This window comes from Advenella sp. FME57 (genome assembly GCF_014897675.1).
Lineage (GTDB): Bacteria > Pseudomonadota > Gammaproteobacteria > Burkholderiales > Burkholderiaceae_B > Advenella.
Window position 1 is genome coordinate 50507 of the sequence record NZ_JABUXU010000004.1, and the last position, 24369, is coordinate 74875.

27 protein-coding genes are annotated in these 24369 nt (G+C 59.3%); 23 read left to right on the top strand and 4 right to left on the bottom strand.

What is annotated here, in order from left to right:
• Nucleotides 1-55: 55 nt before the first annotated feature.
• Entirely contained in the window at nt 56-616 is a 561-nt protein-coding gene (locus INT32_RS06215) for a DNA-3-methyladenine glycosylase I (RefSeq protein WP_193087872.1), read from the top strand.
• A gap of 212 nt (nt 617-828) precedes the next feature.
• Here INT32_RS06215 and INT32_RS06220 read toward each other — a convergent pair whose 3' ends face one another.
• Together INT32_RS06220 and rocF are read right to left on the bottom strand one after the other, a co-directional pair.
• Nucleotides 829-1287 (bottom strand): PACE efflux transporter, encoded by a 459-nt coding sequence (locus INT32_RS06220; protein ID WP_193087873.1) that lies wholly within the window; start codon nt 1285-1287, stop codon nt 829-831.
• A complete protein-coding gene (gene rocF, locus INT32_RS06225; RefSeq protein ID WP_193087874.1) occupies nt 1287-2237 on the bottom strand; it encodes an arginase in 951 nt (316 codons plus the stop codon). Before rocF ends, INT32_RS06220 begins: the two co-directional genes overlap by 1 nt.
• Nucleotides 2238-2538: 301 nt before the next feature.
• On the opposite strand from rocF, the gene INT32_RS06230 reads away from it, so the two are divergent.
• Nucleotides 2539-3309 (top strand): SDR family oxidoreductase, encoded by a 771-nt coding sequence (locus INT32_RS06230; RefSeq protein WP_193087875.1) that lies wholly within the window; start codon nt 2539-2541, stop codon nt 3307-3309.
• A gap of 217 nt (nt 3310-3526) precedes the next feature.
• Here INT32_RS06230 and INT32_RS06235 read toward each other — a convergent pair whose 3' ends face one another.
• Complete coding sequence (locus INT32_RS06235; RefSeq protein WP_193087876.1) at nt 3527-4243, bottom strand: GntR family transcriptional regulator; 717 nt, start codon at nt 4241-4243, stop codon at nt 3527-3529.
• 100 nt (nt 4244-4343) lie between these two features.
• Here INT32_RS06235 and INT32_RS06240 point away from each other — a divergent pair, with 100 nt between their 5' ends.
• The 4 genes from INT32_RS06240 (at nt 4344) to INT32_RS06255 (ending at nt 8417) form a co-directional block, all read left to right on the top strand.
• Entirely contained in the window at nt 4344-5549 is a 1206-nt protein-coding gene (locus INT32_RS06240; protein WP_193087877.1) for an ABC transporter substrate-binding protein, read from the top strand.
• A gap of 102 nt (nt 5550-5651) precedes the next feature.
• Nucleotides 5652-6620: a 3-hydroxyacyl-CoA dehydrogenase gene (locus INT32_RS06245; RefSeq protein WP_370540183.1), complete on the top strand. Its 969-nt coding sequence runs from the start codon at nt 5652-5654 to the stop codon at nt 6618-6620.
• A gap of 89 nt (nt 6621-6709) precedes the next feature.
• A complete protein-coding gene (locus INT32_RS06250; RefSeq protein WP_193087879.1) occupies nt 6710-7651 on the top strand; it encodes a 3-keto-5-aminohexanoate cleavage protein in 942 nt (313 codons plus the stop codon).
• Nucleotides 7638-8417 carry an SDR family NAD(P)-dependent oxidoreductase gene (locus INT32_RS06255; RefSeq protein WP_193087880.1) on the top strand — a complete coding sequence of 260 codons (780 nt, stop codon included), beginning with the start codon at nt 7638-7640 and terminating at the stop codon, nt 8415-8417. Before INT32_RS06250 ends, INT32_RS06255 begins: the two co-directional genes overlap by 14 nt.
• A 92-nt stretch (nt 8418-8509) precedes the next feature.
• Here INT32_RS06255 and INT32_RS06260 read toward each other — a convergent pair whose 3' ends face one another.
• On the bottom strand, nt 8510-8944 hold the full coding sequence (locus INT32_RS06260) for an excinuclease ABC subunit A (RefSeq protein WP_193087881.1): 435 nt from the start codon (nt 8942-8944) through the stop codon (nt 8510-8512).
• 339 nt (nt 8945-9283) lie between these two features.
• On the opposite strand from INT32_RS06260, the gene INT32_RS06265 reads away from it, so the two are divergent.
• From INT32_RS06265 to INT32_RS06345, 17 genes are all read left to right on the top strand, one after another.
• Nucleotides 9284-10030 (top strand): beta-ketoacyl synthase chain length factor, encoded by a 747-nt coding sequence (locus INT32_RS06265; RefSeq protein ID WP_193087882.1) that lies wholly within the window; start codon nt 9284-9286, stop codon nt 10028-10030.
• Nucleotides 10027-10803: a 1-acyl-sn-glycerol-3-phosphate acyltransferase gene (locus tag INT32_RS06270; protein WP_193087883.1), complete on the top strand. Its 777-nt coding sequence runs from the start codon at nt 10027-10029 to the stop codon at nt 10801-10803. Before INT32_RS06265 ends, INT32_RS06270 begins: the two co-directional genes overlap by 4 nt.
• Nucleotides 10800-11072 (top strand): phosphopantetheine-binding protein, encoded by a 273-nt coding sequence (locus INT32_RS06275; RefSeq protein WP_193087884.1) that lies wholly within the window; start codon nt 10800-10802, stop codon nt 11070-11072. Before INT32_RS06270 ends, INT32_RS06275 begins: the two co-directional genes overlap by 4 nt.
• A 9-nt stretch (nt 11073-11081) precedes the next feature.
• Nucleotides 11082-11333, top strand: a complete 252-nt coding sequence (locus INT32_RS06280) for an acyl carrier protein (RefSeq protein WP_193087885.1) — start codon at nt 11082-11084, stop codon at nt 11331-11333.
• Nucleotides 11334-11346: 13 nt separating this feature from the next.
• On the top strand, nt 11347-11919 hold the full coding sequence (locus INT32_RS06285; RefSeq protein ID WP_193087886.1) for a hypothetical protein: 573 nt from the start codon (nt 11347-11349) through the stop codon (nt 11917-11919).
• Nucleotides 11916-13748, top strand: a complete 1833-nt coding sequence (locus INT32_RS06290; protein WP_193087887.1) for an AMP-binding protein — start codon at nt 11916-11918, stop codon at nt 13746-13748. The genes INT32_RS06285 and INT32_RS06290 overlap by 4 nt, the downstream gene beginning before the upstream one ends.
• A 75-nt stretch (nt 13749-13823) precedes the next feature.
• Nucleotides 13824-14567 carry a glycosyltransferase family 2 protein gene (locus INT32_RS06295; RefSeq protein ID WP_193087888.1) on the top strand — a complete coding sequence of 248 codons (744 nt, stop codon included), beginning with the start codon at nt 13824-13826 and terminating at the stop codon, nt 14565-14567.
• On the top strand, nt 14564-15490 hold the full coding sequence (locus INT32_RS06300) for a glycosyl transferase family 2 (protein ID WP_193087889.1): 927 nt from the start codon (nt 14564-14566) through the stop codon (nt 15488-15490). The genes INT32_RS06295 and INT32_RS06300 overlap by 4 nt, the downstream gene beginning before the upstream one ends.
• On the top strand, nt 15483-15917 hold the full coding sequence (locus INT32_RS06305; protein ID WP_193087890.1) for a thioesterase family protein: 435 nt from the start codon (nt 15483-15485) through the stop codon (nt 15915-15917). The genes INT32_RS06300 and INT32_RS06305 overlap by 8 nt, the downstream gene beginning before the upstream one ends.
• A 24-nt stretch (nt 15918-15941) precedes the next feature.
• Nucleotides 15942-16568, top strand: coding sequence for an outer membrane lipoprotein carrier protein LolA (locus INT32_RS06310; RefSeq protein ID WP_193087891.1), 627 nt, complete (start codon nt 15942-15944; stop codon nt 16566-16568).
• Entirely contained in the window at nt 16558-18897 is a 2340-nt protein-coding gene (locus INT32_RS06315; protein ID WP_193087892.1) for an MMPL family transporter, read from the top strand. Before INT32_RS06310 ends, INT32_RS06315 begins: the two co-directional genes overlap by 11 nt.
• Nucleotides 18898-18911: 14 nt before the next feature.
• Nucleotides 18912-20168 carry an NAD(P)/FAD-dependent oxidoreductase gene (locus INT32_RS06320; RefSeq protein WP_193087893.1) on the top strand — a complete coding sequence of 419 codons (1257 nt, stop codon included), beginning with the start codon at nt 18912-18914 and terminating at the stop codon, nt 20166-20168.
• On the top strand, nt 20146-20727 hold the full coding sequence (locus INT32_RS06325) for a DUF3261 domain-containing protein (RefSeq protein ID WP_193087894.1): 582 nt from the start codon (nt 20146-20148) through the stop codon (nt 20725-20727). Before INT32_RS06320 ends, INT32_RS06325 begins: the two co-directional genes overlap by 23 nt.
• Nucleotides 20694-21917: a beta-ketoacyl-ACP synthase gene (locus INT32_RS06330; protein WP_226816612.1), complete on the top strand. Its 1224-nt coding sequence runs from the start codon at nt 20694-20696 to the stop codon at nt 21915-21917. The genes INT32_RS06325 and INT32_RS06330 overlap by 34 nt, the downstream gene beginning before the upstream one ends.
• 2 nt (nt 21918-21919) lie before the next feature.
• Nucleotides 21920-22414: a hypothetical protein gene (locus tag INT32_RS06335; RefSeq protein WP_193087895.1), complete on the top strand. Its 495-nt coding sequence runs from the start codon at nt 21920-21922 to the stop codon at nt 22412-22414.
• A complete protein-coding gene (gene fabG, locus INT32_RS06340) occupies nt 22411-23142 on the top strand; it encodes a 3-oxoacyl-ACP reductase FabG (RefSeq protein ID WP_193087896.1) in 732 nt (243 codons plus the stop codon). The genes INT32_RS06335 and fabG overlap by 4 nt, the downstream gene beginning before the upstream one ends.
• Nucleotides 23142-24368, top strand: a complete 1227-nt coding sequence (locus INT32_RS06345; protein WP_193087897.1) for a beta-ketoacyl-ACP synthase — start codon at nt 23142-23144, stop codon at nt 24366-24368. The genes fabG and INT32_RS06345 overlap by 1 nt, the downstream gene beginning before the upstream one ends.
• Nucleotide 24369: the final 1 nt, after the last annotated feature.

The window sequence follows — 24369 nt, forward strand, 5'->3', positions numbered from 1 at the left end:
GGTAGCAGACCCTTGTGGTTTGCCACTGCCCTTTTTTGCCTGATCAGGAAACATCATGAGCTACTGCGTATTCGTTGCCCAATTGCCGCCAGAAACGGCTTCTACCCATAAACAGTATCACGACGAGCGCTATGGCTTTCCGGTGGAAGATGACAACGAGCTGTTTGGCCGGCTGGTTCTGGAAATCAATCAGGCGGGCCTGTCATGGTCAACCATTTTGAACAAAGAAGCCGGCTTTTTGCAGGCCTATGACAACTTTGATATTGATACCGTTGCCGCCTACAATGATGCCGATCGCCAGCGGCTGCTGGCCGATGCGGGCATCATTCGCAACCGCCTGAAAGTAAACGCGGCCATCCACAACGCCCAGGTTGTGCAATCGCTGCAGCAGGAGCATGGCTCATTCAAGGCCTGGCTGCACCTGCATCACCCCATGAGCAAGGAACAATGGGTGCGATTGTTTCGCAAGACATTCAAGTTTACGGGCGGGGAAATCGTGGGCTCTTTTCTGATGAGTATTGGCTATCTGCCAGGCGCGCACGATGAAGACTGTCCAGCATACCAGCGCGCCCTGAAAGCGGGCGCCGTCTGGCAGCAACAACCGGTAAAAAAATGACAACGCATGGTGGCGCAGCGGGAGACGACAAGTAACAACGCCTCGCTGTACCGCCGGCGCAGCGGCGGGCCATCGGGCTACATAGGCTGGATGAGCTGGATGGGCTGTAAGGGCCACAGAAGTCGCACAGCGTGTACTGATCGTATCGGTCGTGTACGTCGCCAGGCGCTGCTGGCACGAACGGGCCGCAATACCAGCAATCAAATATCAGTTCAGCATTGCTGCACGCGACGCCCCCAGTAGCGGCTGCGCAGCGTGTCGTAAACCAGATTGTAGATATACGCATAGGGCAGATAGAACAGAATCAGCCCGATATCCAGCACCAGCGCTTCCCACAAGCCGATGTTCAGCCACCACATCACAAATGGAATAGCCATGACCAACAAGCCAAGCTCAAAGCCGATGCTGTGCCAGATGCGCATGACCAGCGTCTTGCTTTTTCCGCTTGACGCCAGAAAGCGATCGAACATGGCGTTGTAAACCATATTCCAGATCAGCGCCATAATGGCGATCACAACTGTCACCACGCCCATGTCGGTCATGGAATGGCCCGACAGCACGGCGGCCAGCGGGGCCGATAGCCCAATGGCCAGCACTTCAAAAATAAGGGCGTGCAGAAACCGCTCAAGAACCGTCTTGTTCTTTTCCTGACTCGTTGTCGTTTGTTGCATTATTTCCTGCCAGAACCGTTTTTATATTTGGGGCGCACCAGCGTGCTTTGTCCGAACAGGCTGCGCACCAGATCCAGCGCCACTTCGGCGGTCTGGTTGCGTACATCCAGCGCCGGATTGAGTTCAACTATATCAAGCGAAGCCATGCATTCGGTATCGGCAATCATCTCCATGCACAGCTGGGCTTCCCGATAATTGGGTCCACCGCGCACGGTGGTGCCTACGCCGGGAGCAATATCCGGATCCAGGAAATCCACATCGAAGCTCACATGCAAATGAGTGTTTTCATCCAGGCCATGCAAAGCCTGTTCCATGGTATGACGCATACCATGCTCGTCAATGAAACGCATGTCGAATACTTCTATGCCCTGCTGATGAATGAATGTTTTCTCACCCTCGTCCACACTGCGAATCCCGATTTGGCGCAGCATATCGGCCTGCAATGCCGGCACCTGGCCAGCCATTTGCACCAGTTCGCGCGGCCCGTGGCCAAACAGGCACGCTACCGGCATGCCATGGATATTGCCGCTGGGTGTCAGATCGGCAGTGTTGAAGTCTGTGTGCGCGTCCAGCCACAGCACCCGTAGTTTGCGGCCCTGTTCCCGACAATAGCGCGATACGGCAGCGATCGACCCCACCCCAAGGCAGTGGTCGCCGCCCAGCATGATGGGGAACCGCCCCTGGCAAAGCTCTGCATAAAGCGCATCATGAGCCAGCTGGTTCCAGGCGATGACCTGTTCCAGATGCCGATAGCCTGCCTGCGGTGGCAACCAGGGATTGGGTGGACCATTCAGATTACCGCAATCGCGCACTGCGATACCCAGGTGCTCCAGCGTTTGCGTGATACCCGCAACCCGAATGGCTTCCGGGCCCATGCTGGCGCCACGATGGCCCGCGCCGACATCGGTCGGCACGCCGACCAGACTCACTTGCTTGCGTATGTCCTGCACTTGACTGTTTCTCCTGACGATTGCAACTGGCGCCGCGCCAGATATGACCGGCTGCTGCAATCTCTGATTGGGCGTTTTTGACGACAGTCCATTGTAACCGCAAAAACCGCCAGATCCGCGACTGGCAATACCGCAAAGTAGGCTTGCTGCAGCCCTGCCGCCGCATGTCGGAGCCGACTGATCTGCACAACAGCCCTGACTTTTTACCAGCGGTTACTGTGATCACACTTTAATATTTTCGCCGCGCCAGTTATGATACTCGGCATAAAGTGACAATTATCACCATAACCAGGAGACAGATATGGATTTGCAGGGACGACGGGTATTGATCACAGCCGGCGGCGGCGGCATCGGGCTGGCCATGGCGCATGTTTTCACCAAGGCAGGCGCGTCGGTGTTTGTCACCGATATCAATGAATCTGCGCTCAGGACATTGAAGTCGCAGTTGCCGCAAGTTCATGCCGTCACGGCGGACGCAGGCAACGAGCGCGATGTCGTGCGCAGCGTGGAGCAGGCTGTCCAGGCGCTGGGCGGACTGGATATTCTGATCAACAACGCCGGCATTGCCGGTCCGACCGGGCCGGTAGAGGATATCACGCTGGCAGAATGGGAGAATACCCTGCGCATCAACATCACGGGTCAGTTTCTTTATGTGCAGAATGCGCTGCCGCATTTGCGCAAGGGAACCCATCCGGCGATTGTCAATCTGTCATCGGCAGCGGGCCGCCTGGGCTTTGCCGGCCGCACGCCCTATTCGGCTTCCAAATGGGCAGTCATCGGTTTTACTCGCTCGTTAGCCAATGAACTGGGTCCCGACGGCATCCGCGTCAATGCGATTTGCCCTGGTGCAGTAGATGGCCCGCGCATTCAGCAGGTCATCAGCGCCAAAGCCAAAATGCTGGGCAAGCCCCACGCCGAGGTGGAAGATACGTACAAAGCCCAGTCGGCCATGCATACCATGGTCACTGCAGACGATATTGCCAATCAGGCGCTCTTCGTATGCAGCGATCTGGCGCTGAATATATCAGGACAGGCGCTGGCTGTGGATGGCCATACCGAAAAACTGTTTTGATCCCCAGCAGGGGGCTTGCTTAACGATACCTTGCATAAGGGTGCCTTAAGCAAGTCATGGCGCGAACATAAGGGCTATTGAAGAAGCTGCAACAAGTGGGTGACAAAAAAGCCTGTAAGGACCCTAGCGCCATTGGACGATAAGAACCATAAGGGACTCGCAGGGCATCATTGCCACTGCGAGCCCCCGACGTCCCTGTTAGCCCCCGGATCACTCCTCAGCGGCCGGGGCCGCTGCCATCCGGCGGCAGGAACAGGCTGGGCGTGCGCGTTGTCATATATTCAAATGCTTCGCGGATGTCGGCAACCACCGCCCTGCGGGCAGCCTGGGCATCGCCACGCTGCAACGCACCGATCATGGCCCGATGATGCGCCACGGCCACCTGCTCCCGGGTACGCGGCGAGCCCTGGCGCAGGTCGAAGTTCAGAATGGGGCCGATGCGCAGCCACATGCTCTCTATCATATGAAACAGCACCGGCATGGCGGCCGCCTCGTAAATGGCAAAGTGAAACTGCTGATTCAGGCTGACCAGTTCCTGCGTATCAGCCTGCGGCTTGGCCATTTCCCGGGACAGCGTGTCATTGATCAGGGCAATGTCCGATAGCAGCGATGCACTGGCCTTGCCCGCTGCTTCGGCAACAGCCATCCCCTCGATTTCAAAACGGATACGGGTAATCTCGGTAAAGGTTCCCACGCTCAGGACAGGGACCCGCACCGAGCGGTTCGGCGTCACTTCCAGTGCATGATCGGCCACCAACCGGGAAAAGGCATCGCGCACCGGCATCATGCTCACACCCAGCGCCTCGGCAGTTTTACGGATCGACAGTTGCTCCCCGGGCATGACCCTGCCGCTCCACAGCATCTGTTTGATCTGTTCCAAAACGGATGCACTCAGGGTTTGCCGACTGGCAGTGCCTTCTCTTTCGTTTTTCATATAAGGGTAATTACCAAGGTTTATTCTGTGATCACAGTTGTTATAGTTTACTTATATCAACAACAACGACCTTCTGCAACCGCAGTGTATAGGAGACAGGATGAAATCAACAACATTAGTGCTTGCCGGATGCTGCACGCTGGCTGCTGCCCCGCTGGCGCATGCCGCCGCCGCAATATCAGACAAGGAAATCCGGATCGGTTTTATTACCGATATGTCCGGCGTGTACGCCGATACCGACGGGCCGGGTGGTACCGTGGCCATCCAGATGGCGATTGACGAGGCCGGCGGCGCCATTGATGGCAACAAAATCACGCTTGTGACGGCCGATCACCAGAACCGCGCCGATCTGGCGGCCTCCAAGGCGCGCGCATGGATCGACCAGAATAAAATCGACGTCATCATTGGCGGCACCAATTCAGCCACCACACTGGCCATCGCCACCGTGGCTGCCGAAAAGCATATCCCGCTGATTTCCGTGGGCGCCGGCGCCACCGCCATCACCAACGAATACTGCACCCCTTATACCGTGCACTATGCCTACAATACCCGGGCGACGGCCTATGGCGTGGCATCCGCCGTCCTTAAGCAGGGCGGCAAAGACTGGTTCTTCATTACCGCAGATTATGCGTTCGGCCACGCACTGCAGAAAACGGCATCGGAAGTCGTCAGCCAGTCGGGCGGCAAAGTCATGGGCAGCGTCAAAGTGCCACTGAGCACGGCCGACTTCTCATCCTACATGCTGCAGGCCCAATCGTCGGGCGCCAAAATCCTGGGCCTGGCCAATTCGGGAAATGACTTCATCGCGGCGGTCAAGGCAGCCAACGACTTTGGCGTGACCTCCAGCATGCGGCTGGCCGGCCTGCAGGTATACATCAGCGACATTCATGCACTGGGGCTGGAGCCAACACAGGGCATGTACCGCACGGCCCCCTGGTACTGGGATCAGGACGAAGCCTCCCGCACCTGGTCGCAGGCCTTCATGAAAAAACACGGGGCCATGCCTACCTTTAACCAGGGCGGCGACTACTCGGCAGTCAAAACCTATCTGAAAGCGGTCGCTGCCAGCAGCACCGACGATGGCAAGACCATCATGGACTGGTTCAAATCGAACCCGATCGCCGATTTTTATATCAAGAACGGCAAAGTGCGGCCTAACGGCCTGCTGGTGCACGACATGTTCCTGTACGAGGTAAAGAAACCATCGGAATCCAAAGGCGAGTGGGATTACTTCAAAGTGTCCGCCACCATCCCGGGTGAAGAGGCCTATGGCCCCGAATCCGAATCATCCTCGTGCAAGTTATAAACGCTGCCTTTCATACCATCACGGGGGCAACCCGGTATTGCCATGGTCCGTCACCGACATGACCCATACCTCGCCCCCACTTCTTGCGGAAACCTTTTCATTGTGAACGCCCCTACCCTTGCTTCAGTCAGTATTATCGGCACCGGCCTGATCGGCCAGGCCTGGGCCGTTGTCTTTGCCCGCGCCGGTTGCGTAACAACGCTATGGGATGGCGATGCCCAGGCTGCCCGGCAGGCAGTGACGCTGATCGAGCAGCAAATGCAGACGCTGGCGCAGTACGGCCTGGTCGACGATGTGCCCGGCGCCATGGCGCGCATCCGCATCGCAGACAGCCTGGAAGCGGCTGTTGCCAATACCAGCTATGTGCAGGAGAACCTGCCCGAAGTGCTGGACATCAAACTGGATATTTTTGCCCGGCTGGATGTCGCCGCCCCGCCAGAGGCCATCCTGGCCAGTTCCACTTCAGGTATTCCAGCATCGGCGTTTACCGAGGGGCTGGCCGGTCGCGCCCGCTGCCTGGTTGCCCACCCGGTCAATCCGCCCTCCCTGATTCCCGTGGTGGAACTGTGCGGCGCGCCGTGGACCAGCGAGCAAACGCTCGTGCGCGCCCGCGCCATCATGGATGCCGTGAAACAAAAGCCGGTCACGGTGTTACAGGAAATCGACGGTTTCATCCTGAACCGGTTGCAGGGCGCGCTGCTGCGCGAAGCCTTCCGGCTGGTCGAACAGGGTTATGTCTCGGTGGAGGATCTGGACACTACGGTCAGTAATGGCCTGGGGCTACGCTGGTCATTTATGGGGCCGTTCGAGACCATCGATCTGAACGCCCCCCAGGGCATCCGTGACTATGCCGAGCGCTATGGGCCGCTGTATCAGGAGCTGGCCAAAACACAGGTGGATACCCGGCCCTGGTCGGGCGCGCTGATAGACAGTGTCACAACGGCGCGCCGGGCCAATCTGCCGGAAACCGAATTGGCTGCACGCCGAGCCTGGCGCGATCAGCGTCTGATGGCGCTGGCCGCCCACAAGCGGCAACATGCCAACGACACCGATACGCAGGACACCCACTGATCCGGTACCGATCATGAACGGCCCTGTCCAGCCGACCCGGCAGTGCATCGCCAGTACCGCAACCATTTTCTGAACCTGGATAACACGTTATGAGCACAAGCAAAAAACCACACAAAGTCATTATTACCTGCGCTGTTACCGGCGCAATCCATACGCCCAGCATGTCTGCGCATCTGCCGGTCACTGCCGACCAGATTGCCGATGACGCCATTGCCGCGGCCAGGGCCGGCGCCGCCATCCTGCACTTGCACGCACGCGACCCGAAAGACGGGCGCCCCACCCAGGATCCGGAATTTTTCAAGCCGTTTCTGGCTCGCATCAAGGCAGAAACCGACGCAGTCATCAATATCACCACCGGCGGCAGCCCCCACATGACGGTGGAGGAGCGCATGCGCCCGGCCACCACCTTCAAGCCCGAGCTGGCCTCCCTGAATATGGGCTCCATGAACTTCGGCCTGTACACGATGCTGGATCGCTTCAAACAGTTCGAGCACGAATGGGAGCGCGAACATCTTGAAAAAAGCCGCGACCTGGTGTTCAAAAACACCTTCAAGGATATTGAAACCATCCTGCGCCTGGGCAACGATAACGGTACGCGCTTTGAATTTGAATGCTATGACATCAGCCATTTGTATAACCTGGCCCACTTCATGGATCGCGGCCTGGTCAAGTCTCCCCCGTTCATTCAGTCCGTATTCGGGCTGCTGGGCGGCATTGGCCCGCATCCGGAAGATCTGATGCATATGCGGCGCACGGCAGACCGACTGTTCGGGCAGGATTACCAGTGGTCTATCCTGGGTGCAGGGCGTAATCAAATCCCGCTGGCGTCCATGGGGGCGAGCATGGGTTCCAATGTACGGGTTGGTCTGGAAGACTCGCTATGGATTGCACCGAAACGGCTGGCCGAGTCCAATGCCGATCAGGTCTCACAAATACGCCAGGTGCTCGAAGGCCTGAATCTGCAAATTGCCAGCCCTGATGAAGCTCGAGAGATCCTGCAATTGAAAGGTGCGGCTAATGTCAATTTCTAAGGGCCCTGTGCGGTTCTCTCTGGACGGACAGCTTGCATTGGTAACCGGCTCCAGCCGGGGCATCGGGCTGGCCAGTGCACGCGCGCTGGCCGAGCAGGGGGCCAGGGTCATCATCAATGGTCGATCAGCGCAGACAGTGTCGCAGGCCGCGAACACCCTGCGCCAGGCAGGACTGCAGATTATTGAAGCGCCTTTCGATGCGGCAGATATCCATCAGTCGATTGCCACCGTTGACCGCCTGATCCAGGAACATGGGCCCATCCAGATTTTCATGGCCAACGCTGCCATGCAGCATCGTGAAAGCCTGCTGACTTTCCCTCAGGAAAAGTTCGAAGAAGTGCTCTGGCTCAATCTCACCGCGCAATGGGCGCTGGGTCGCCACCTGGCCACCCATATGGTGCAGCAAAAATACGGGCGCGTGATTGTGACCGGCTCGGTCACCGGCCTGCAGGGACGCAAGGACATTTCGGCCTACACCGTCGCCAAGGCCGGCCTGCATGCACTGGCTCGGCAATGGGCCGTGGAACTGAGCCCGCATCACATCACCGTGAATGCGGTGGCGCCCGGTTACATTGCCACGGAGTTCAATGAGGCGCTGCAAAACGATGAGCACTTTAACCAGTGGTTGTTTGATCGCGTGCCCCAGCAAAAGTGGGGCAGCCCGGACGATATTGCCAACGCCGTGTGCTACCTGGCTTCACGGGAAGCATCGTTTGTCACCGGCCAAACGCTGGCCGTGGATGGTGGCTTTACCATCGCGTTGTAGGCGCGGCGGCGATGATCGAGTGATGCAGGCGTGTTTGTCTTATCCAAAGAAGACAAACACGCCCACGGACGACGGCCCGAACGATCAGCCAGTCAGCGGACGATATCACCCCTGAGCGCCACGCCCGTCACGAATGCACCGGCATGGCACTCATAATTAACCGTGCTCGAATTCACGTTCTTTTTGTAATAGCTGACGATATTGCTCACCCCCGTACCACCAAGCTCCCTGGCCCGCTGCTGCAACTGTTTGTAGGCAGACAGAAATGCCCAGGCGCAGGCTTTTTCATCGCTCCCCTTGCCGACCCGGCTGGTTTTCTTGTTAGTAACGGCATTGGCCTGAATCACCTGCCCTGGCCCGCTGCGTCCGAATGTCATTTTGATGGACGGGTCTATGATGTCCGCCGCTTCCGGGACGGCCAACGCCTGTGCGATCGGCAGATCATAGCGCGTATCGCGGGCATGCGCCTGCATACTTGCTACTGCCAGCAGAGCGGTCAGACATGCAATTGAAATTTTACCTGGCATCGCAATTCTCCTAAAGCAAAATACTAGAAACCACTACACTGCCCTCAGGCAGAATGTAACAACCGTGCACCGACCTGAAACGATCTGAATTCAACTGCGACATATACAGGCAGTACAGCGCCGCAAGCACCCGAATGTGTACTATATTTCTGAATCCCCCGGCGAACCGGGGCTGCTGCATATTGACCGTGAGGTCGGAGCATCACCCCGTCGTTGTCCGGCAGGAGCCATACTGCAGGTTTTCGTTTTCAAGCCAGGATATGTTAACCATTGTCACAATAGGAAACATATTATAATAGTTTTTCTTTCAGCCGACACTCTGAGAATCAATAACTTCACATGCTCGCCTTTGAATTGACCATTTCCGAACAGAACGCGCTTGCCCCGGGGTTGTCCACTGCATCGCAGTGGACACGGTGGCTGCAGGCAGACGGCCCGCAGGAAAAAGAGCATAGCCGGGCACAGAACCCGCAAGAGCCGCCGGCGCTCAGCTTTCTGCCGGCCATGCAGCGACGCCGCTTAAGCGCGCTATCCCGACTGGTCTTTGCGGCAGCCTGGCCCATTCTGGAAAAACATCCGCAATGCCCTGTGGTGTTTTCGTCGCGCAATGGCGAAATCAACCGCAGTTTTCAGCTTCTGATTGAACTGGCCAAAGGCAACGGCGTTTCCCCCACCTCGTTTGGCCTGTCGGTACATAATGCCATTGCCGGCCAGTTGGCCATTCATCACGGCAATTACGCCGAACAGTCGGCCATTTCGGCCAACAGCAACGGCCTGGAAAACGCCATCCTCGACGCCTGGCTTATGCTGCAGGATGGTGCCGACCAGGCGCTGGTACTCTACGCCAACGATCCGCTGGACGCCCAATACGACATCGACATTGAACGGGGGCCTTTTGCACTGGCCTGTGCCCTGCTCGTACAAAAGGGGTCAGACTGGCGTCTATGCTGCGACACCAACACCGGCGCCCCGCTGAACGAAGACGGCAGCGCGGGGGTGTGTGCACGTCTGCTAAGCGGCCAGACGCAGTGGGCAACGCTCACTTCCCAGCCGCCTGCCCGCTGGACATGGACCCGACAGGCATGAGCCGGATCAGCGCATACCTTTGGCACAAATGGCGCTGGCTGGCCATTGCCAGCGGCTATGTCGTCTTTGGTCTGTTTGGCATTGTCCTCAAGATTGTCCTGCTGCCGTTCTCCAGCGGGCTGCTGGATCAATCCCGGCCGGCGAACCAGAAGCGGGCCCGCAGCATCCTTCAATTTTTGTGGTACCAGTTCCTGCGATACGTCCGGCTCATCGGCGGGCTCAATTACCACTTCCCCGATCAGGATCGGCTGGGCCGCCCTGGACAGGTCATTATCGCCAACCATCCCTCGCTGCTCGACGTGGTCTTCATGCTTGCCCATGCCCGGCAGTCCAACTGTATCGTCAAGCAGGGCCTGCTGGACAATCCCTTCCTGAACAGCGCCATCCGCGCTTGCGGCTTCATCTCCAACGATGGTTCTGCCCAGGTCATTGACCATGCCGTTGCTGCCTTGCAGGGCGGGCAGTCCGTTCTTATTTTTCCCGAGGGTACGCGTACCGGCGACGACAATGCCATCCGCTTTCACCGTGGCGCCTGTGCCATCGCCCTGCGCGGCGCGACGGTGATCACCCCTGTTATAATCCGGATGCATCCCCGTTGCTTTAAACGGAATCAGCCGTGGTATCACATCCCGCATGAAAAAGTTAATTATGAATTCATCATCGGCGATGACATTGATCCGGCCCACTGGAAGGCGGGAAAACATATGCCTGCGGCAACCCGGCAACTGAATGCCTATCTACAGACTTATTTTGAACGAGAACTACAGAAATGACCACAGCGCTCAATCTGGAAATCAAAGAATTAATTATCTCCAGCCTTGGACTCGAAGATATTGCGCCGGAAGATATCGAAGACGCCGCCCCCTTGTTCGGCGAAGGTCTCGGCCTTGATTCGGTCGATGCCCTGGAACTGGGCCTGGCGCTGCAAAAGCACTTTGGCATCCAGTTCAACACCAAGACACAGAATTTGCGGGAACATTTCAAAGATATCAATACACTTGCTGCGTTTGTCAATGAACTGAAAAACAATCCACGTACCTGAGGGGCGACCATGAATCCATCAGACCACATTTATCAGACGCTAAAGACTGCACTGGTTGAGTTGTTTGAAATTGAACCCGAGCGTATCCGGCCTGATGCCGATCTGTACACTGATCTGAACATCGACAGCATCGACGCCATCGATCTGATAGACCATATCAAACGCGTCACCGGCCACAAGCTGCTGGCTGAAGACTTCCGCAGTGTCCGCACGGTGCAGGATGTCGTCGATGCCGTAAACCGCAAACTTACCCCTGCATAAAGGAAGCGGGCCGGTGTCGTTTCGATTGCCGCGCAGTGCACTGCGCCTGTTCAATCTGCTGGTGGTGATGGCCCTGGCCGCCTATCCGTTTCTGGTCTATTACGGCAAGGAACGGATCGGGGCCCTGTGGATTACTGCCGGTCTATTGCTGCTCTGGGGCGTGAAAAGCCTGCTAAGCCGCCAGCGCTGGCAGCAGATCGTTGTCCTGGCGCTGCTGGTCTGCGTCATGTTGTTCCAGTTGGCCGACAAGTCGGGTTTCCTTTATTTTTATCCGGTTGTCATCAATCTGGTGCTGCTGGCGGTATTTGCCGGCAGCCTGTTTACCTCCATGAGTGTCGTCGAACGCATCGCACGCAGCCAGGAACCTGATCTGCCACAATCGGCCATTCAATACACCCGAGCGGTAACGAAGATTTGGATCGTGTTTTTCATCTTGAATGGCAGCACCATTTACCTGCTGTGGCAAGCAGGTTATTTTCACGCCTGGTCACTGTATACCGGCTTTATTTCCTATGTATTGATGGGGCTGCTGTTTGCCGGTGAATGGATTTATCGACAGCATTACAAACGGAAGCATGCAGCATGAGCGAAGCTACCGGCGGCATCCTTTTGCCTTTTCCCCATGCCGACTCGCTGGTCGCAACGCGCCCGGCCATGAGCCGAGCCCAGTTCGAGGCCATTGTCAATCAACTGCAGCGGCAATTGCAGGCCCGCGGCTGCACGCATGCCGCCCTGTGGTTCGAAGATACCGCCCTGTTCAGTTGTGCCCTGCTCGGCTGCTGGGCCGCGGGCGTTCGGGTGCTGCTGGCGCCGGATCTGCTGGGCGATACCCGCGCCTGGGCACAGGCTGATGCGGCCTTGTGGATCAGCGACCAGGCGCTGTCCGACCCGGCCATGCCGGTCTTGCGGCTTGACGCCTTAACTCACACGCCGGCCGCCCCGCTGAGCGAAACTCAGGCCAATACTCAAGCGGATACCCAGGCCATCAAGCGGGCAGACCGCGCCGTACCAGCCGCCGCCGATGCGGTGCCAAGCGTGTTCCAGGAGCGCGCAGAGGGACTGTTTTTACCCCTGCCAGCCGATGCCTGCGCCTTTTTGCGCACCTCGGGCTCCAGCGGCGCGCCCCGAGTGATCCGCAAGCGCTTTGGTCAGTTGCACGCCGAAGCACTCACTCTGATTCGCGCCTGGTCGCTGCACGCGCTGCCGGCCACGCTGATCGCCAGCGTCAGCCACCAGCATATGTACGGCCTGACGTTCCGTGTCATGGTGCCATTGCATGCCGGCCTGGTATTGGACCGGATGCCATCGCGCTACCCCGAAACCCTGGCCGAGCAGACGCAGATGTACGAGCAATGCATCTGGATCACCAGTCCGGCCCTACTGCAGCGACTACCCGACAGCCTGCCATGGTCCGCACTGCGGCCACGCCTGTCCCGCGTGGTATCTGCCGGAGGCGTGCTGGCAGAGGAAACCCGCAAGGGTTTGCTGCAACGCCAATGGCCCCTGCACGAAATTTACGGCAGTACTGAAACCGGCGTCATCGCCACGCGACACAGGCAATCGTGCTGGACGCCATTGCCCGGTGTCAGACTGGAAACCGACAGCGAAAACCGGCTTGCGGTTTGCTCGCCATGGACGGAGGGTACCGAACAGACGGCCGATGTCATCAGTCGCAGCGACGAAAACAGCTTCACACTGCTGGGCCGCACCGACCGTATTCTGAAGCTGGAAGACAAGCGGATCTCCCTGAACCGTGTGGAGCAGGCCGCCCTGTCCCACCCCTATGTCAGCGACATCCATTGTGCGCCCAGTCCGCTGGCAGGCCGGTTGTGTGCGATGGTCGAACTCTCGGCCGAAGGTATCGCGGCGTTTCGGCAGCATGGGCGTCGTCAAGTGATCCAGGCTGTTTCTACCCTGGCGCGTGAGGCGGTAGACCCCTTGGCCGTGCCGCGCCACTGGCGGTTTCCGTTGGCATTGCCGCGCAATGCGCAATCGAAAATCACCCGGCAACAGGTCCACGACTGCTTCACACAGCAGGTGCGCAGCCCCCTGTGGGAGCGCTGCGCAGCCGACCCATCGGAAAACCCATTACCGACGGCGCCGGACACGGAACGGTGCCTGAGCGCCCGCATTCCCATGGACTTGGTCTATTTCCAGGGGCATTTCCCCTCGTTTCCGCTGGTTCCCGGCGTCGTGCAGCTGGGCTGGGCACTGGCGCAGGCCCGCGCGCACAATCTGTGCAGTGGCCAGACGCACCGAATTGAAAACCTGAAGTTTCAGCATTTTTTACGCCCGGCCGATCCCTGCACAATGACGTTAAAATGGGACAATGACAAGCGTAAACTTTATTTCACCGTGCGCACCGGCGCGACCATGACTGCGTCGGGACGCATTGCATTTGCCGATTCAGCCTGATCCCGTGCCTATCTTTGGAACCGCTGCCATGACAACACCAAAACAGCCAGTACAGACGTGCTACGGTAAATACTTATGAATCGCACGATTGCCCTGATTCCTTTCTACAACCACCCAAACACCATCGAATCGGTGGTCGGGCAGTTGCGTCGCCACGGATTGCCCGTGCTCATTGTCGATGACGGCTCCGATGCGCCCTCGCAACAAGTGCTGGACACGCTCAAAACCTTGCCGCACGTGCATGTCCATCGCCAGCCCGCCAACGGCGGCAAGGGCAGCGCCGTGAAGACCGGCTTTAAGCTGGCCGACGCAATGGGCTATACCCATGCGCTGCAGGTGGACGCCGATGGACAGCATCATCTGGACGACGTCCCCGCCTTTCTGGCACTATCCGAGCAGCATCACGATGCCGCCATATGCGGGCAGCCTGTGTATGGCGATGACATCCCCCCAGCGCGCCTGCACGGCCGCAAGGTGACCCTGTTCTGGGTGCACCTGCAGACGCTGTCGCGTTCCATTCCCGACGCGCTTTGCGGCTTCCGGCTGTATCCGCTGGCCGCGGTCCGGTTCGTCAGCGACACCCCTTATCTGGGCAACTGGATGGATTTTGACCCAGAAATTCTGATGCACCTGTACTGGCGCCAAACACCGTTGCGCTGGATCCCAACCTCGGTCTCCTATGCGGCCGATGGCATCTCGCACTACCGCATGGTGCGCGACAATCTGCTCATTACGCGCATGCATACGCGCAGTTGCCTGCATATGCTGCCGTTTCTGCCCTCGCTATTGCGACGCGCCTTCACCAAAGGTGCATCATGAGCGAACACTGGGCCACCAAACAGGAACGGGGCAATCTTTTTGCGCTCAGGCTGGTTGTCCGGCTGATCCGGTACTGCCCCATGTGGCTGCTGGGTATTCTGTCGCATATCGTTGTGCTTTACTTCTTCGTTACTTCTCCCGCAGAACGCCGCAATATCCGTGACTATCAGCACCATTTGCGATCATGGTCCGGCAGACCTGATCTGCTGCCCGCCTTTGCGCCGGTTTACCGGCAATTTGTCGCTTTCGGCCAGGCGCTGGTCGATCGCTTTGCCGTCTGGCAGGGGCGCCTGCGCTACGAACATATCGTCATTGAAGACCCCGAAGGCATCCATAGGGAAATGCTCTATGCACAAGGGCGGGGCCAGATACTTATCTGTTCGCACCTGGGCAACACCGAAATCAGCCGCGCACTGGTGTCCCATCACAAGGGCCTGGTGCTCAATATCCTGATTCACAGCAAGCATGCCCAGAGGTACAACGAGGTCATGGCCGATCTGGGGGCCGACAACGACATCCGCCTGCTGCAGGTGACCGAGCTGGACATCGATACCATGATGATGCTGCAACAGCGGATTGACAACGGGGAATGGATCGCCATTGCGGCAGACCGCGAGCCTGTGCGTGGCGAAAAGGTGGTCTCGGTTTCATTCCTGGGCGATACCGTTGCATTTCCGCAGGGTCCCTGGCTGATGGCCGGCCTGCTCAAGGCCAGCGTCAATACGCTGTTCTGCACGCGCCAGCAGGGCCGCTACGCATTGCATATTGAACGCATGAGCGATCGCATTCAATGGACGCGCCAGGATCGCGATAAAGTGATTCGATCATGGGTGCAGCGTTACGCGCAGCGTCTGGAACAGGTCTGCGTGAAGGCACCGCTGCAGTGGTTCAATTTCTACGATTTCTGGAAGCACAATGACTAAGCATCCGGGCCTGAGCATTTGCGTGCCAATGACCATTCCGTTTTTCGACGTTGATGCGATGCATATCGTCTGGCATGGGCATTATGTGAAATACCTGGAAATTGCCCGCTGCGCCCTGCTCGACAAACTGGGCTACAACTACGACGCCATGCGTGCCGCCGGCTATGTCTGGCCGATCGTGACCATGCAACTGAAGTATGTACGCCCCGCCGTCTTTGGCCAGCAGGTGCTGGTTGACGCCCACATTCGCGAGTGGGAGTCACGCTTGCGCATTGTGTATGTCATTACCGACGCGGTCTCGGGCGAGCGCCTGACCCAGGCCGAAACCACGCAGGTGGCCGTATTGCTGGAGAACCGCGAAATGCAATTTGACACCCCGCAAGACTGGCAGGACATCATCCGCCGGGCGATGCAGTCCGAAGCCTGAATTTTTGTAGAGAGTATTGCTTTTATGTCTACCATCAAGTCCCTGTTGTCCCTATCGCGCATGACTGTCGTGCTGGCCCTGACCCTGTTGTGCCACGTCGCACAGGCCTTCTCGCTGGAAGATCTGCAAAAACAGCTGTCGGCCCACCAGACGGTGCAGGGCGACGTGCAGCAAAAACGTTTCCTGCGCTCGCTTGAACAGCCGCTGCTGAGCCAGGGCCGGTTCGTGATGGTTGCGGACAAGGGGCTGCTTTGGGAGACACGCAGTCCGATAGCCAGCCTGATTCGCATTACACCGCAGGGCATGATGCACCAGGATAGTGCGGGACGCTGGCAGCCGCTGCAACAACAGGGGGCGGGCAACCAGACCCAGATCCGGCTGTTCATGGATCTGCTCTCGGGCAACACCCGCAGCCTGTCGGGACAATTTACGCAAAGCCTGCAAGGCGACGCCGAGCGCTGGACACTGACGCTGGACCCGGCATCGGCCGTATTGAAACAGATTTTCCAGCGCATTACGATCAGAGGAGGACGCTCGGTCGATCAGGTCACCTTGGCCGAGACACAGGGCGACAGGACCGAGATCCTGTTTTCTAATCTGCGCATCAACCAACCCCTGCCGGCCGCCGCTCAAGATGCGCTTGAACGCTGAACGAGGCTGGGCAGCGCTATATATCCTGGGGCTGCTCGGGCTGCTGCTGTATGCGGCCTGGCAGCTCGCATTTCGCCAGCCGGTGCACACCGACCTGCTGACGCTGCTGCCGCCCGATGGCGCACAAAGCGAAGTACAGGCCAGGGCGCAAGACACCATCCGGCAGACACTGAACCGGCAGATTATTGTGCTGACCGGCGCCACCGACCCGGCCAGGGCCCTGGCTGCCGCGCAAAGACAGGCACAGCAATGGTCCACCAGCGCCTTGTTCGAGCGCGTGGACCTGCACGTGGCTGCCGATCTGGACCAGTTACGCCAGGAGTTGCGTCGCATGGATCAGGCGGGCCTGCCACCGCAGGCGCGGGAAGCCCTGGCGCGCGACCCGCAGGCATGGTTTGGCCAGCGCGCTCAGCGCATCATGTCACCACTGGGTGAGCAGACGCTTATTGCCGCCGATCAGGACTGGCTGGGGTTTGCTTCCCAGCTGTCAGGCAAACTGCAGGCAAGCTCTGCCGTTCACTACGATATGGCAAGCAATACCATGCAACTGGAGGCCGACAATCGCATCTGGTATGTGATGCGCGCGCAGTTGGACGCCACAGACCAGAGTGGTCGGGATGAACAGCTGCTGGCGCTGATCGATCAGACCCAACAGCAGGCCGCACAGCAGGATGTCCGCGTACTGATGGCTGGCGGCGCGATCTACAGCGCACAGGGTAAAGCCGAAGGCGGTCAGGAAAGCACCTGGATGAGTATCACCGGCAGTACTCTGACCATCCTGTTTCTGCTGCTGATGTTCCGCTCAACGCGCATTCTCCTGCTGGCGCTGCCGGTGGCCGCCGGTCTGCTGGCCGGTTTTGCCGCCTGCATTGCCCTGTTGGGCTCCATTCACATTCTCACGCTCATTATCGGCACCAGCCTGGTCGGGCTAGTGGTCGATTTTCCACTGCACTGGCTCAGCCACGCCACGCTTGATACCCGGTGGCAGCCCTGGTCAGCCGTCAGGCGCGTATCCCGTCCCTTTATTATCAGCCTGGCAGTCACCGTTACCGGTTACCTGTTTCTGCTGCTGACCCCGCTGCCTATCTTGCAACAGACAGCAATCTTCTCGTCGGCAGCCGTCATCAGTACTTTTCTGTTTACGCGCCTGCTGCTTCCCGCCCTGTTCGACCACTGGAAGCCGCGCCCGATCCCGGGGCTGATGCCGCTTCTGGACGGCCTGCGCCGCTTTATCCGCAGCGCCGGCGAGCGCATCGGCCGCACACCCCTGCTGGCGCTACTGCTGCTGGCCGTTGCAGCAAGCGGGCTGTATCTGAGCAACTGGCAGGACGACATCCGCAACTGGGTAAACACACCGCAATCGCTACTGAACCAGGCGATACAAGTGGGCCGCCTGACCGGCATCGAACCCACCAGCCAGTACTTCATTGTGCAGGCCGCAGACCAGGAAAGCCTGCTACGCACCGAACAGCGCCTGGCCACCAGGCTGGACACGCTGGTCGCCCAGGGGCAGCTGCGCAACTACCGCGCCCTGAGCCAGTGGGTCAATCCGGCGAGCGAGCAGCAAGCGCTCAAAGCCACCTTGGCAACACTGTCGCAGCAGCCCCAGGCATGGGCGCCGCTGCACGCGCTGGGTGTGCCAGACAGGGCCTTGCAAGCCGAACTCAAGCGCCGCCAGGACCAGCCGGTGCTGACCATCGAACAGTCGCTGCGCGGCACCCTGGCCGAACCCTGGCGCGCCCTATGGCTGGGACCCGACGAACAAGGCCGGCCCAGCAGCATGATCACCATGAACGGCCTGCAGGATCCTTCTGTGTTGCCGGCGCTCATGCAAAACATCCCGGATGTGACACTTGTGGACCAGCGCAGTCACATCAACACCCTCTTTGCCCAGACCCGCCTGGAAGCGATCGTGCTGAAACTGCTTTCCTATACCGTGGGGTTTCTCATCCTGTATCGCGTCTTTGGCACCCGACCTGCGCTGCGCATTTTACTGGTGCCCCTATCGGCCTCGCTAACAGTCATGAGCCTGTCGGGACTGATCGGCATGCCCCTGAATCTGTTTTGCATTTTCGGCCTGCTGCTGGTGACCGCCATCGGCATAGATTACGCCGTCTACGCCTATACGCCCACGCTGCCGGCTGAAGAAAAAACCGCCGGAATCTTCATGACCTCGGTCACCACCATGATTACTTTCGGCCTGCTCTACTTCAGTTCCACCCCGGCGGTGGCCACGTTCGGTCTGAGTGTGGTGCTGGGGGTGCTATGCAACGTCATATATACTTTCTGGTATATGCGCGCCTTTCTCACACCCGAACCAGAATCCTGAATGAGTCATTATTTATGAAAACATCCAGCTTACCCGCCAGTACCGACGTAGCCATTATCGGCGCAGGACCATCCGGATCGGTTGCCGCCGCCCTGTTACGCCAGCGCGGCTGGCAGGTGTGCGTGCTCGAACGCCAGCATTTCCCGCGTTTTTCCATAGGCGAAAGCCTGCTGCCCTATTGCATGGACATCCTGAAGGAAGCCGATTTGTTGCAGGTCGTCAATGATGCCGGCTTCCAGGTCAAAAACGGTGCGGTCTTTACCTGGGGTGATCGGGAAAGCGCCATTGACTTTCGTGACAAATTCACCGCAGGACCGGGCACCACCTTTCAGGTCGAGCGCGCGAAATTTGACCAGATTCTTATCCAGGAAGCGCAAAGAAAGGGCGCACAGGTCTGGTTCGGCCATACGGTCACCCATATGACAAGCAGGCAAGAGCACGCCACGCTCTCGGTCAGCACCGATCAGGACGAATCTTATACGCTGCAGGCCCGCTTCGTGCTTGACGCCAGTGGCTATGGGCGCGTGCTGCCACGCCTGCTGGATCTGGAACAACCGTCGACATTTCCCGTGCGTGAAGCCTGGTTCACCCATATCCAGGACAATATCAGCGATCCCGGGTTCGACCGCGAGAAAATTGTCATTGCCACCCACCCGCAAGACCGTGCCATCTGGATGTGGCTGATTCCGTTCAGCCATGGCCGCTGCTCCATCGGCGTTGTAGGCGAACCCAGCCACCTGGGAATGAATGGACGGGAGCCGCTGCCGTTCCTGCAGGCCATGACGAATGAAATACCACGTCTGCGCCACCTGCTGGCCCATGCCCGATGGGATACACCGGTCAATCCGCTGCGCGGCTATTCGGCCAATGTGACAAGCCTGTATGGTCAGCGCTTTGCACTACTGGGCAACGCCGCCGAATTTCTCGACCCGGTCTTCTCCTCGGGTGTCACCATTGCCATGCACTCGGCCAAACTGGCTACTGCGCTCGTAGACAAAACCCTGCGCGGCCAGGCAGCAGACTGGCAAGCAGACTTTGCCGACGCCCTGCGCGTGGGCATCGACACCTTCAGAACCTATGTTGCCGGCTGGTACGACTGCAGCTTTCAGGATGTTATATACTCCAGACAAATCAACCAGGATATCCGGCGCATGATTGCTGCCATCCTGGCCGGGTATGCGTGGGATACGCGCAACCCCTATGTTGAAAAATCAGAACGGCGCTTAAAGGCGCTGGCGGAGATATGTGGTGAAGCACAACTGGATACCTGATCGCAGCCATGCCGGCGCCTGGCTGAGCATGCTGCTGCTGGTGCTGCTATTGGCCGGTTGCGCCGCCACGTCGATACTGCCGCGCCAATACAACGAACCCGCACAGGTCCGATCCTACAAGCTGAGCCTGGTCACGACGCCCGGACAGACCGAGGACAGCCTGCTGATCGTGCAGCCCGAAGCCGGGGGCGCCAGCCGCTGGATCCAGACCAATGCCCTGGGCGCGCCGCTGGCCCGCCTGTCGCTGCGCGATGGGCAATGGACGACCGACGGCTTTGCCCCGCCCAACCCTCGTGCTCGCCAGCTGTTCGAAGCCATTATCGCCGCGCAGATTCCCCAGGCGCAATGGCCTGCCGCCTATCCGGGTGTTGACATCCGCGAGACAGCCGACAGCGCCGGCGCAATCTACACATTCAGTCGTCAGGGGCAAACGCTCTGGTCGCTGCAACCGCCGCCAGCGCACGGGGCCTCCGGAACAACCTCTGCAGCAGCGGCCATCGGGATTACCCTGCCTGACCGTAGCCAATGGAATCTGACCCCTCTGCCCGCAAGACCATGAGAAGTTACCTGAGCCCGCCCGCCACGGTCAGCGCATTGGGGCTGACCTTTGCAGACACCATGCAGGCATTGTTTGACACGACCATATCGCCACTGGCGCCGGAAACCCAATGGGTGCCCGGCAAGACGATTTATACCGGTCGCCCGGCTGTCGCGCCCCCGCCGCTGCCGGCGGGCACACCGGCGCACTTCAATACACATAACAACCGCCTGCTGTGGCAGGCAGCCAGCCAATTGCAGGAGCCCATCGAACGCGCCCGCGCACAGTACGGCGGGCCACGGGTCGGCGTCATTATCGGCACCACCACCACGGGCGTCGACGATAACTACCCGGCGTTCCACGCCTTTGCCCGCGACGGGCACTGGGACAAGGATCTATACCGGCACGAACGCCAGCTGCTGTCGGCGCCGGCCGACTTCCTGGCCCATCATTTCGGCCTGAGCGGCCCGGTCTACAGCATTTCCACCGCCTGCACCTCCGGCGCCCGCGCCATTATCACGGCGCATCGCCTGCTGGCCAGTGGGCTGTGCGATGCCGTGATCTGCGGCGGCGTGGATTCTCTGGCCCACCTCACGATCAACGGCTTTGACTCCCTGCAGGCGCTGTCCGCGGGCATTGCCAATCCGTTTTCGATCAACCGCGAGGGCATCAATATTGGCGAGGCGGCCGCCCTTTTTGTGATGACCCGGCAAGCCAGCGATGGCCTGCCCCTGCTGGGCTATGGTAACAGCGCCGACGCCTGGCATATGTCTTCGCCCGACCCCAAGGCCACAGGCGCCATTCTTGCCATCGGCCAGGCGCTGACACACGCCGGGTGCGAAGCGGAAGATATCGGCTGGGTCAATCTGCATGGTACGGCCACCGAGCTGAACGACAGCATGGAAAGCCTGGCCATGGCAACCTGCTTTGCGCAGGGCGTTCCCTGCACCAGCACCAAACCGCTCACCGGCCATACCCTGGGCGCGGCCGGCGCGCTGGAAGCGGCGCTGCTGTGGGGTGTCATCCATCACCAGTACAATCAGGCCGGACGGCTACCCGCACAGCTCTGGGACGAACAAGCAGATCCGGCGCTGCCTGCGATTGCCCTTACGAACAGCCAATCCAGATGGCAAAAGCAGCCGCGCATCGGCATGAGCCTGTCCTTTGCTTTTGGCGGCAACAACGCCGTTCTGATACTGGGAGAGGCCTGACGATGCAGACCCCCATACGCCATCTTGCGCCTTTACTGCCGCATGCCGGCAGCATGATCCTGCTTGACGAAATCATCGCCTACTCTGACTCGCAGTTGCAGGCCCTGGCCCGCATTGGACCCGATCACCTCTTCCAGGATGAGAACGGGCAGTTACCTATGTGGTGCGCTATAGAGATCATGGCGCAGGGCGTGGCTGCGCTGGCCGGCTGTCATGCCCACGATGCCGGCCAGCCACCAAAACTGGGCTTTCTGCTCGGCAGCCGCCAGATTGACATCCTGCGTCCCAATGTGGCGCGAGGCAGCCTGCTATGCGTACGGGTCGAGGCCTCGACCCGTGACGAGGCCAGCGGCTTCGGTGTCTTCGACTGTAGCCTGTCCCTGCTGGATGAACCAGACGATGCCAACACCGACCGTGCACAAACGGTGGCCACCGCAAGACTGAGCGTATTCAGTCCGCCGGATATTGAACACTACTTACAGGAGCAAACAGCGTGACCGCTTCCCGTATTTTTGTCACCGGTTCCAGCCGGGGTATCGGCAAAGCCATCGCCCTTGATCTGGCGCAGGCAGGCTTCGATATCACCTTGCACTGCCGCCAGCGGCGGCAAGAGGCGCAACAGGTCGCCAAACAAATCCAGGCCCTGGGTCGCAACGCCGACATCTTGCAGTTCGACGTGTCCGATCGCCCTGCTTGCAGGCAGGCACTGGAAACGTATCTGGAAAGCCACGACGCCTTCTATGGGGTTGTCCTGAACGCCGGGCTGACCCGCGATAACGCCTTCCCTGCCTTTACCGATGAAGACTGGGACCAGGTGCTGGACACCAACCTGGGTGGGTTTTATAACGTCCTGCATCCCCTGATCATGCCCATGATTCGTCGGCGCCAGCCTGGTCGCATCGTCTGCATGGCTTCGGTATCCGGGATTATCGGCAACCGCGGACAGGTCAACTACAGCGCCTCTAAAGCCGGCCTGATCGGGGCAGCCAAGGCGCTGGCCGTGGAACTGGCTAAACGTCGCATTACCGTCAATTGCGTGGCGCCCGGGCTGATTGATACAGATATGCTTGACCAGCAGGTGCCCGTCGAGGAAATACTGAAAATGATTCCGGCCCAGCGTGCCGGCAATCCCGAGGAAGTGGCTGCTGCTGTGACCTTCCTGATGTCCGAAAAAGCCGGCTACATTACCCGCCAGGTGCTTTCGGTCAATGGAGGGTTGTGCTGATGAAGCGTGTGGTTGTAACGGGCATGGGCGGCATTACTGCCCTGGGCAACAGCTGGCCACAGATCCGGCAAGCCTTTACCGAGGGCCGCAGCGCCGTATGCGTCATGCCCGAATGGGATCGTTATACTGAACTGAATACCCGCCTGGCCGCCCCCATTGCCCACTATCGCTGTCCATCGCACTGGCAGCGCAAGCAGTTGCGTAGCCTGGGCAGGGTATCGCAGCTGTGTGTCGACGCTGCCGAGCGCGCCCTGGCCGATGCCGGCCTGCTGGGCGATCCGCTCATCCAGTCCGGCGCCATGGGGGTGGCCTGCGGGTCGTCCACGGGCAGTACCGAAGACGTCAGAGCCCTGGCGGCCCTGCTCATGCATGGCGAATCGCATGGGGTCAATGCCAACACCTATGTTCGCATGATGCCGCACACGACGGCTGCCAACATTGGTATTTTCTTCGGCCTCAAAGGACGAGTCATCCCCACCTCCAGTGCGTGCACCTCAGGCAGCCAGGGCATCGGCTATGCCTATGAAGCCATCAAATACGGGCTGATCCCGTTGATGCTCGGCGGCGGCGGTGAAGAACTGTGCCCCAGCGAAGCCTATGTGTTCGATTCCCTGTACGCCACCAGTCAGCGCAACAGCGCGCCGCACACCTCGCCGCGCCCCTATGACCGGGATCGCGACGGGCTGGTTATCGGCGAAGGCGCCTGCATGTTCGTCCTGGAAGAGCGTGATCATGCCCTGGCACGAGGCGCCCGCATATACGCAGAAATCGTCGGCTTCGGCAGCAATTCAGATGGCGCCCATATCACCCGCCCCCAGGCCGACACCATGCACCGGGCCATGACGCTTGCCATTGAAGACGCAGGTATTCACGCCGAACAGATCGGCTATGTCAACGGACACGGCACGGCAACCGAACAGGGCGATATTGCTGAATCACATGCCACGGCAACCTTGTTTGGCGAGCGCGCAGCCATCAGTTCGCAAAAAAGTTTCCTGGGCCATACCCTTGGCGCCTGCGGCGCACTGGAATCCTGGTTCTCCATTGCCATGATGCACGACCGCGCGTTTGTGCCCACCCTGAACCTGGACAATGTGGACCCACGCTGCGCGCAGCTGGACTATCTGCAGCATGACTGGCGCGACATTGACACCGAATATGTGATGAATAACAACTTTGCTTTCGGCGGCATCAATACTTCGCTGATATTCCGCCGGCCAGACTGAA

Excerpts from the sequence above, each read along its gene's own strand:
- INT32_RS06305 (WP_193087890.1), top strand. The coding sequence starts at position 15,483 with ATGACTAAGCATCCGGGCCTGAGCATTTGCGTGCCAATGACCATTCCG.
- INT32_RS06230 (WP_193087875.1), top strand. The coding sequence starts at position 2,539 with ATGGATTTGCAGGGACGACGGGTATTGATCACAGCCGGCGGCGGCGGC.
- INT32_RS06250 (WP_193087879.1), top strand. The coding sequence starts at position 6,710 with ATGAGCACAAGCAAAAAACCACACAAAGTCATTATTACCTGCGCTGTT.
- INT32_RS06265 (WP_193087882.1), top strand. The coding sequence starts at position 9,284 with ATGCTCGCCTTTGAATTGACCATTTCCGAACAGAACGCGCTTGCCCCG.
- INT32_RS06240 (WP_193087877.1), top strand. The coding sequence starts at position 4,344 with ATGAAATCAACAACATTAGTGCTTGCCGGATGCTGCACGCTGGCTGCT.
- INT32_RS06275 (WP_193087884.1), top strand. The coding sequence starts at position 10,800 with ATGACCACAGCGCTCAATCTGGAAATCAAAGAATTAATTATCTCCAGC.
- INT32_RS06235 (WP_193087876.1), bottom strand. The coding sequence starts at position 4,243 with ATGAAAAACGAAAGAGAAGGCACTGCCAGTCGGCAAACCCTGAGTGCA.
- INT32_RS06290 (WP_193087887.1), top strand. The coding sequence starts at position 11,916 with ATGAGCGAAGCTACCGGCGGCATCCTTTTGCCTTTTCCCCATGCCGAC.
- INT32_RS06270 (WP_193087883.1), top strand. The coding sequence starts at position 10,027 with ATGAGCCGGATCAGCGCATACCTTTGGCACAAATGGCGCTGGCTGGCC.
- INT32_RS06345 (WP_193087897.1), top strand. The coding sequence starts at position 23,142 with ATGAAGCGTGTGGTTGTAACGGGCATGGGCGGCATTACTGCCCTGGGC.
- INT32_RS06255 (WP_193087880.1), top strand. The coding sequence starts at position 7,638 with ATGTCAATTTCTAAGGGCCCTGTGCGGTTCTCTCTGGACGGACAGCTT.
- INT32_RS06220 (WP_193087873.1), bottom strand. The coding sequence starts at position 1,287 with ATGCAACAAACGACAACGAGTCAGGAAAAGAACAAGACGGTTCTTGAG.
- INT32_RS06320 (WP_193087893.1), top strand. The coding sequence starts at position 18,912 with ATGAAAACATCCAGCTTACCCGCCAGTACCGACGTAGCCATTATCGGC.
- INT32_RS06310 (WP_193087891.1), top strand. The coding sequence starts at position 15,942 with ATGTCTACCATCAAGTCCCTGTTGTCCCTATCGCGCATGACTGTCGTG.
- INT32_RS06280 (WP_193087885.1), top strand. The coding sequence starts at position 11,082 with ATGAATCCATCAGACCACATTTATCAGACGCTAAAGACTGCACTGGTT.
- INT32_RS06330 (WP_226816612.1), top strand. The coding sequence starts at position 20,694 with ATGGAATCTGACCCCTCTGCCCGCAAGACCATGAGAAGTTACCTGAGC.
- INT32_RS06260 (WP_193087881.1), bottom strand. The coding sequence starts at position 8,944 with ATGCCAGGTAAAATTTCAATTGCATGTCTGACCGCTCTGCTGGCAGTA.
- INT32_RS06215 (WP_193087872.1), top strand. The coding sequence starts at position 56 with ATGAGCTACTGCGTATTCGTTGCCCAATTGCCGCCAGAAACGGCTTCT.
- INT32_RS06295 (WP_193087888.1), top strand. The coding sequence starts at position 13,824 with ATGAATCGCACGATTGCCCTGATTCCTTTCTACAACCACCCAAACACC.
- INT32_RS06300 (WP_193087889.1), top strand. The coding sequence starts at position 14,564 with ATGAGCGAACACTGGGCCACCAAACAGGAACGGGGCAATCTTTTTGCG.
- INT32_RS06335 (WP_193087895.1), top strand. The coding sequence starts at position 21,920 with ATGCAGACCCCCATACGCCATCTTGCGCCTTTACTGCCGCATGCCGGC.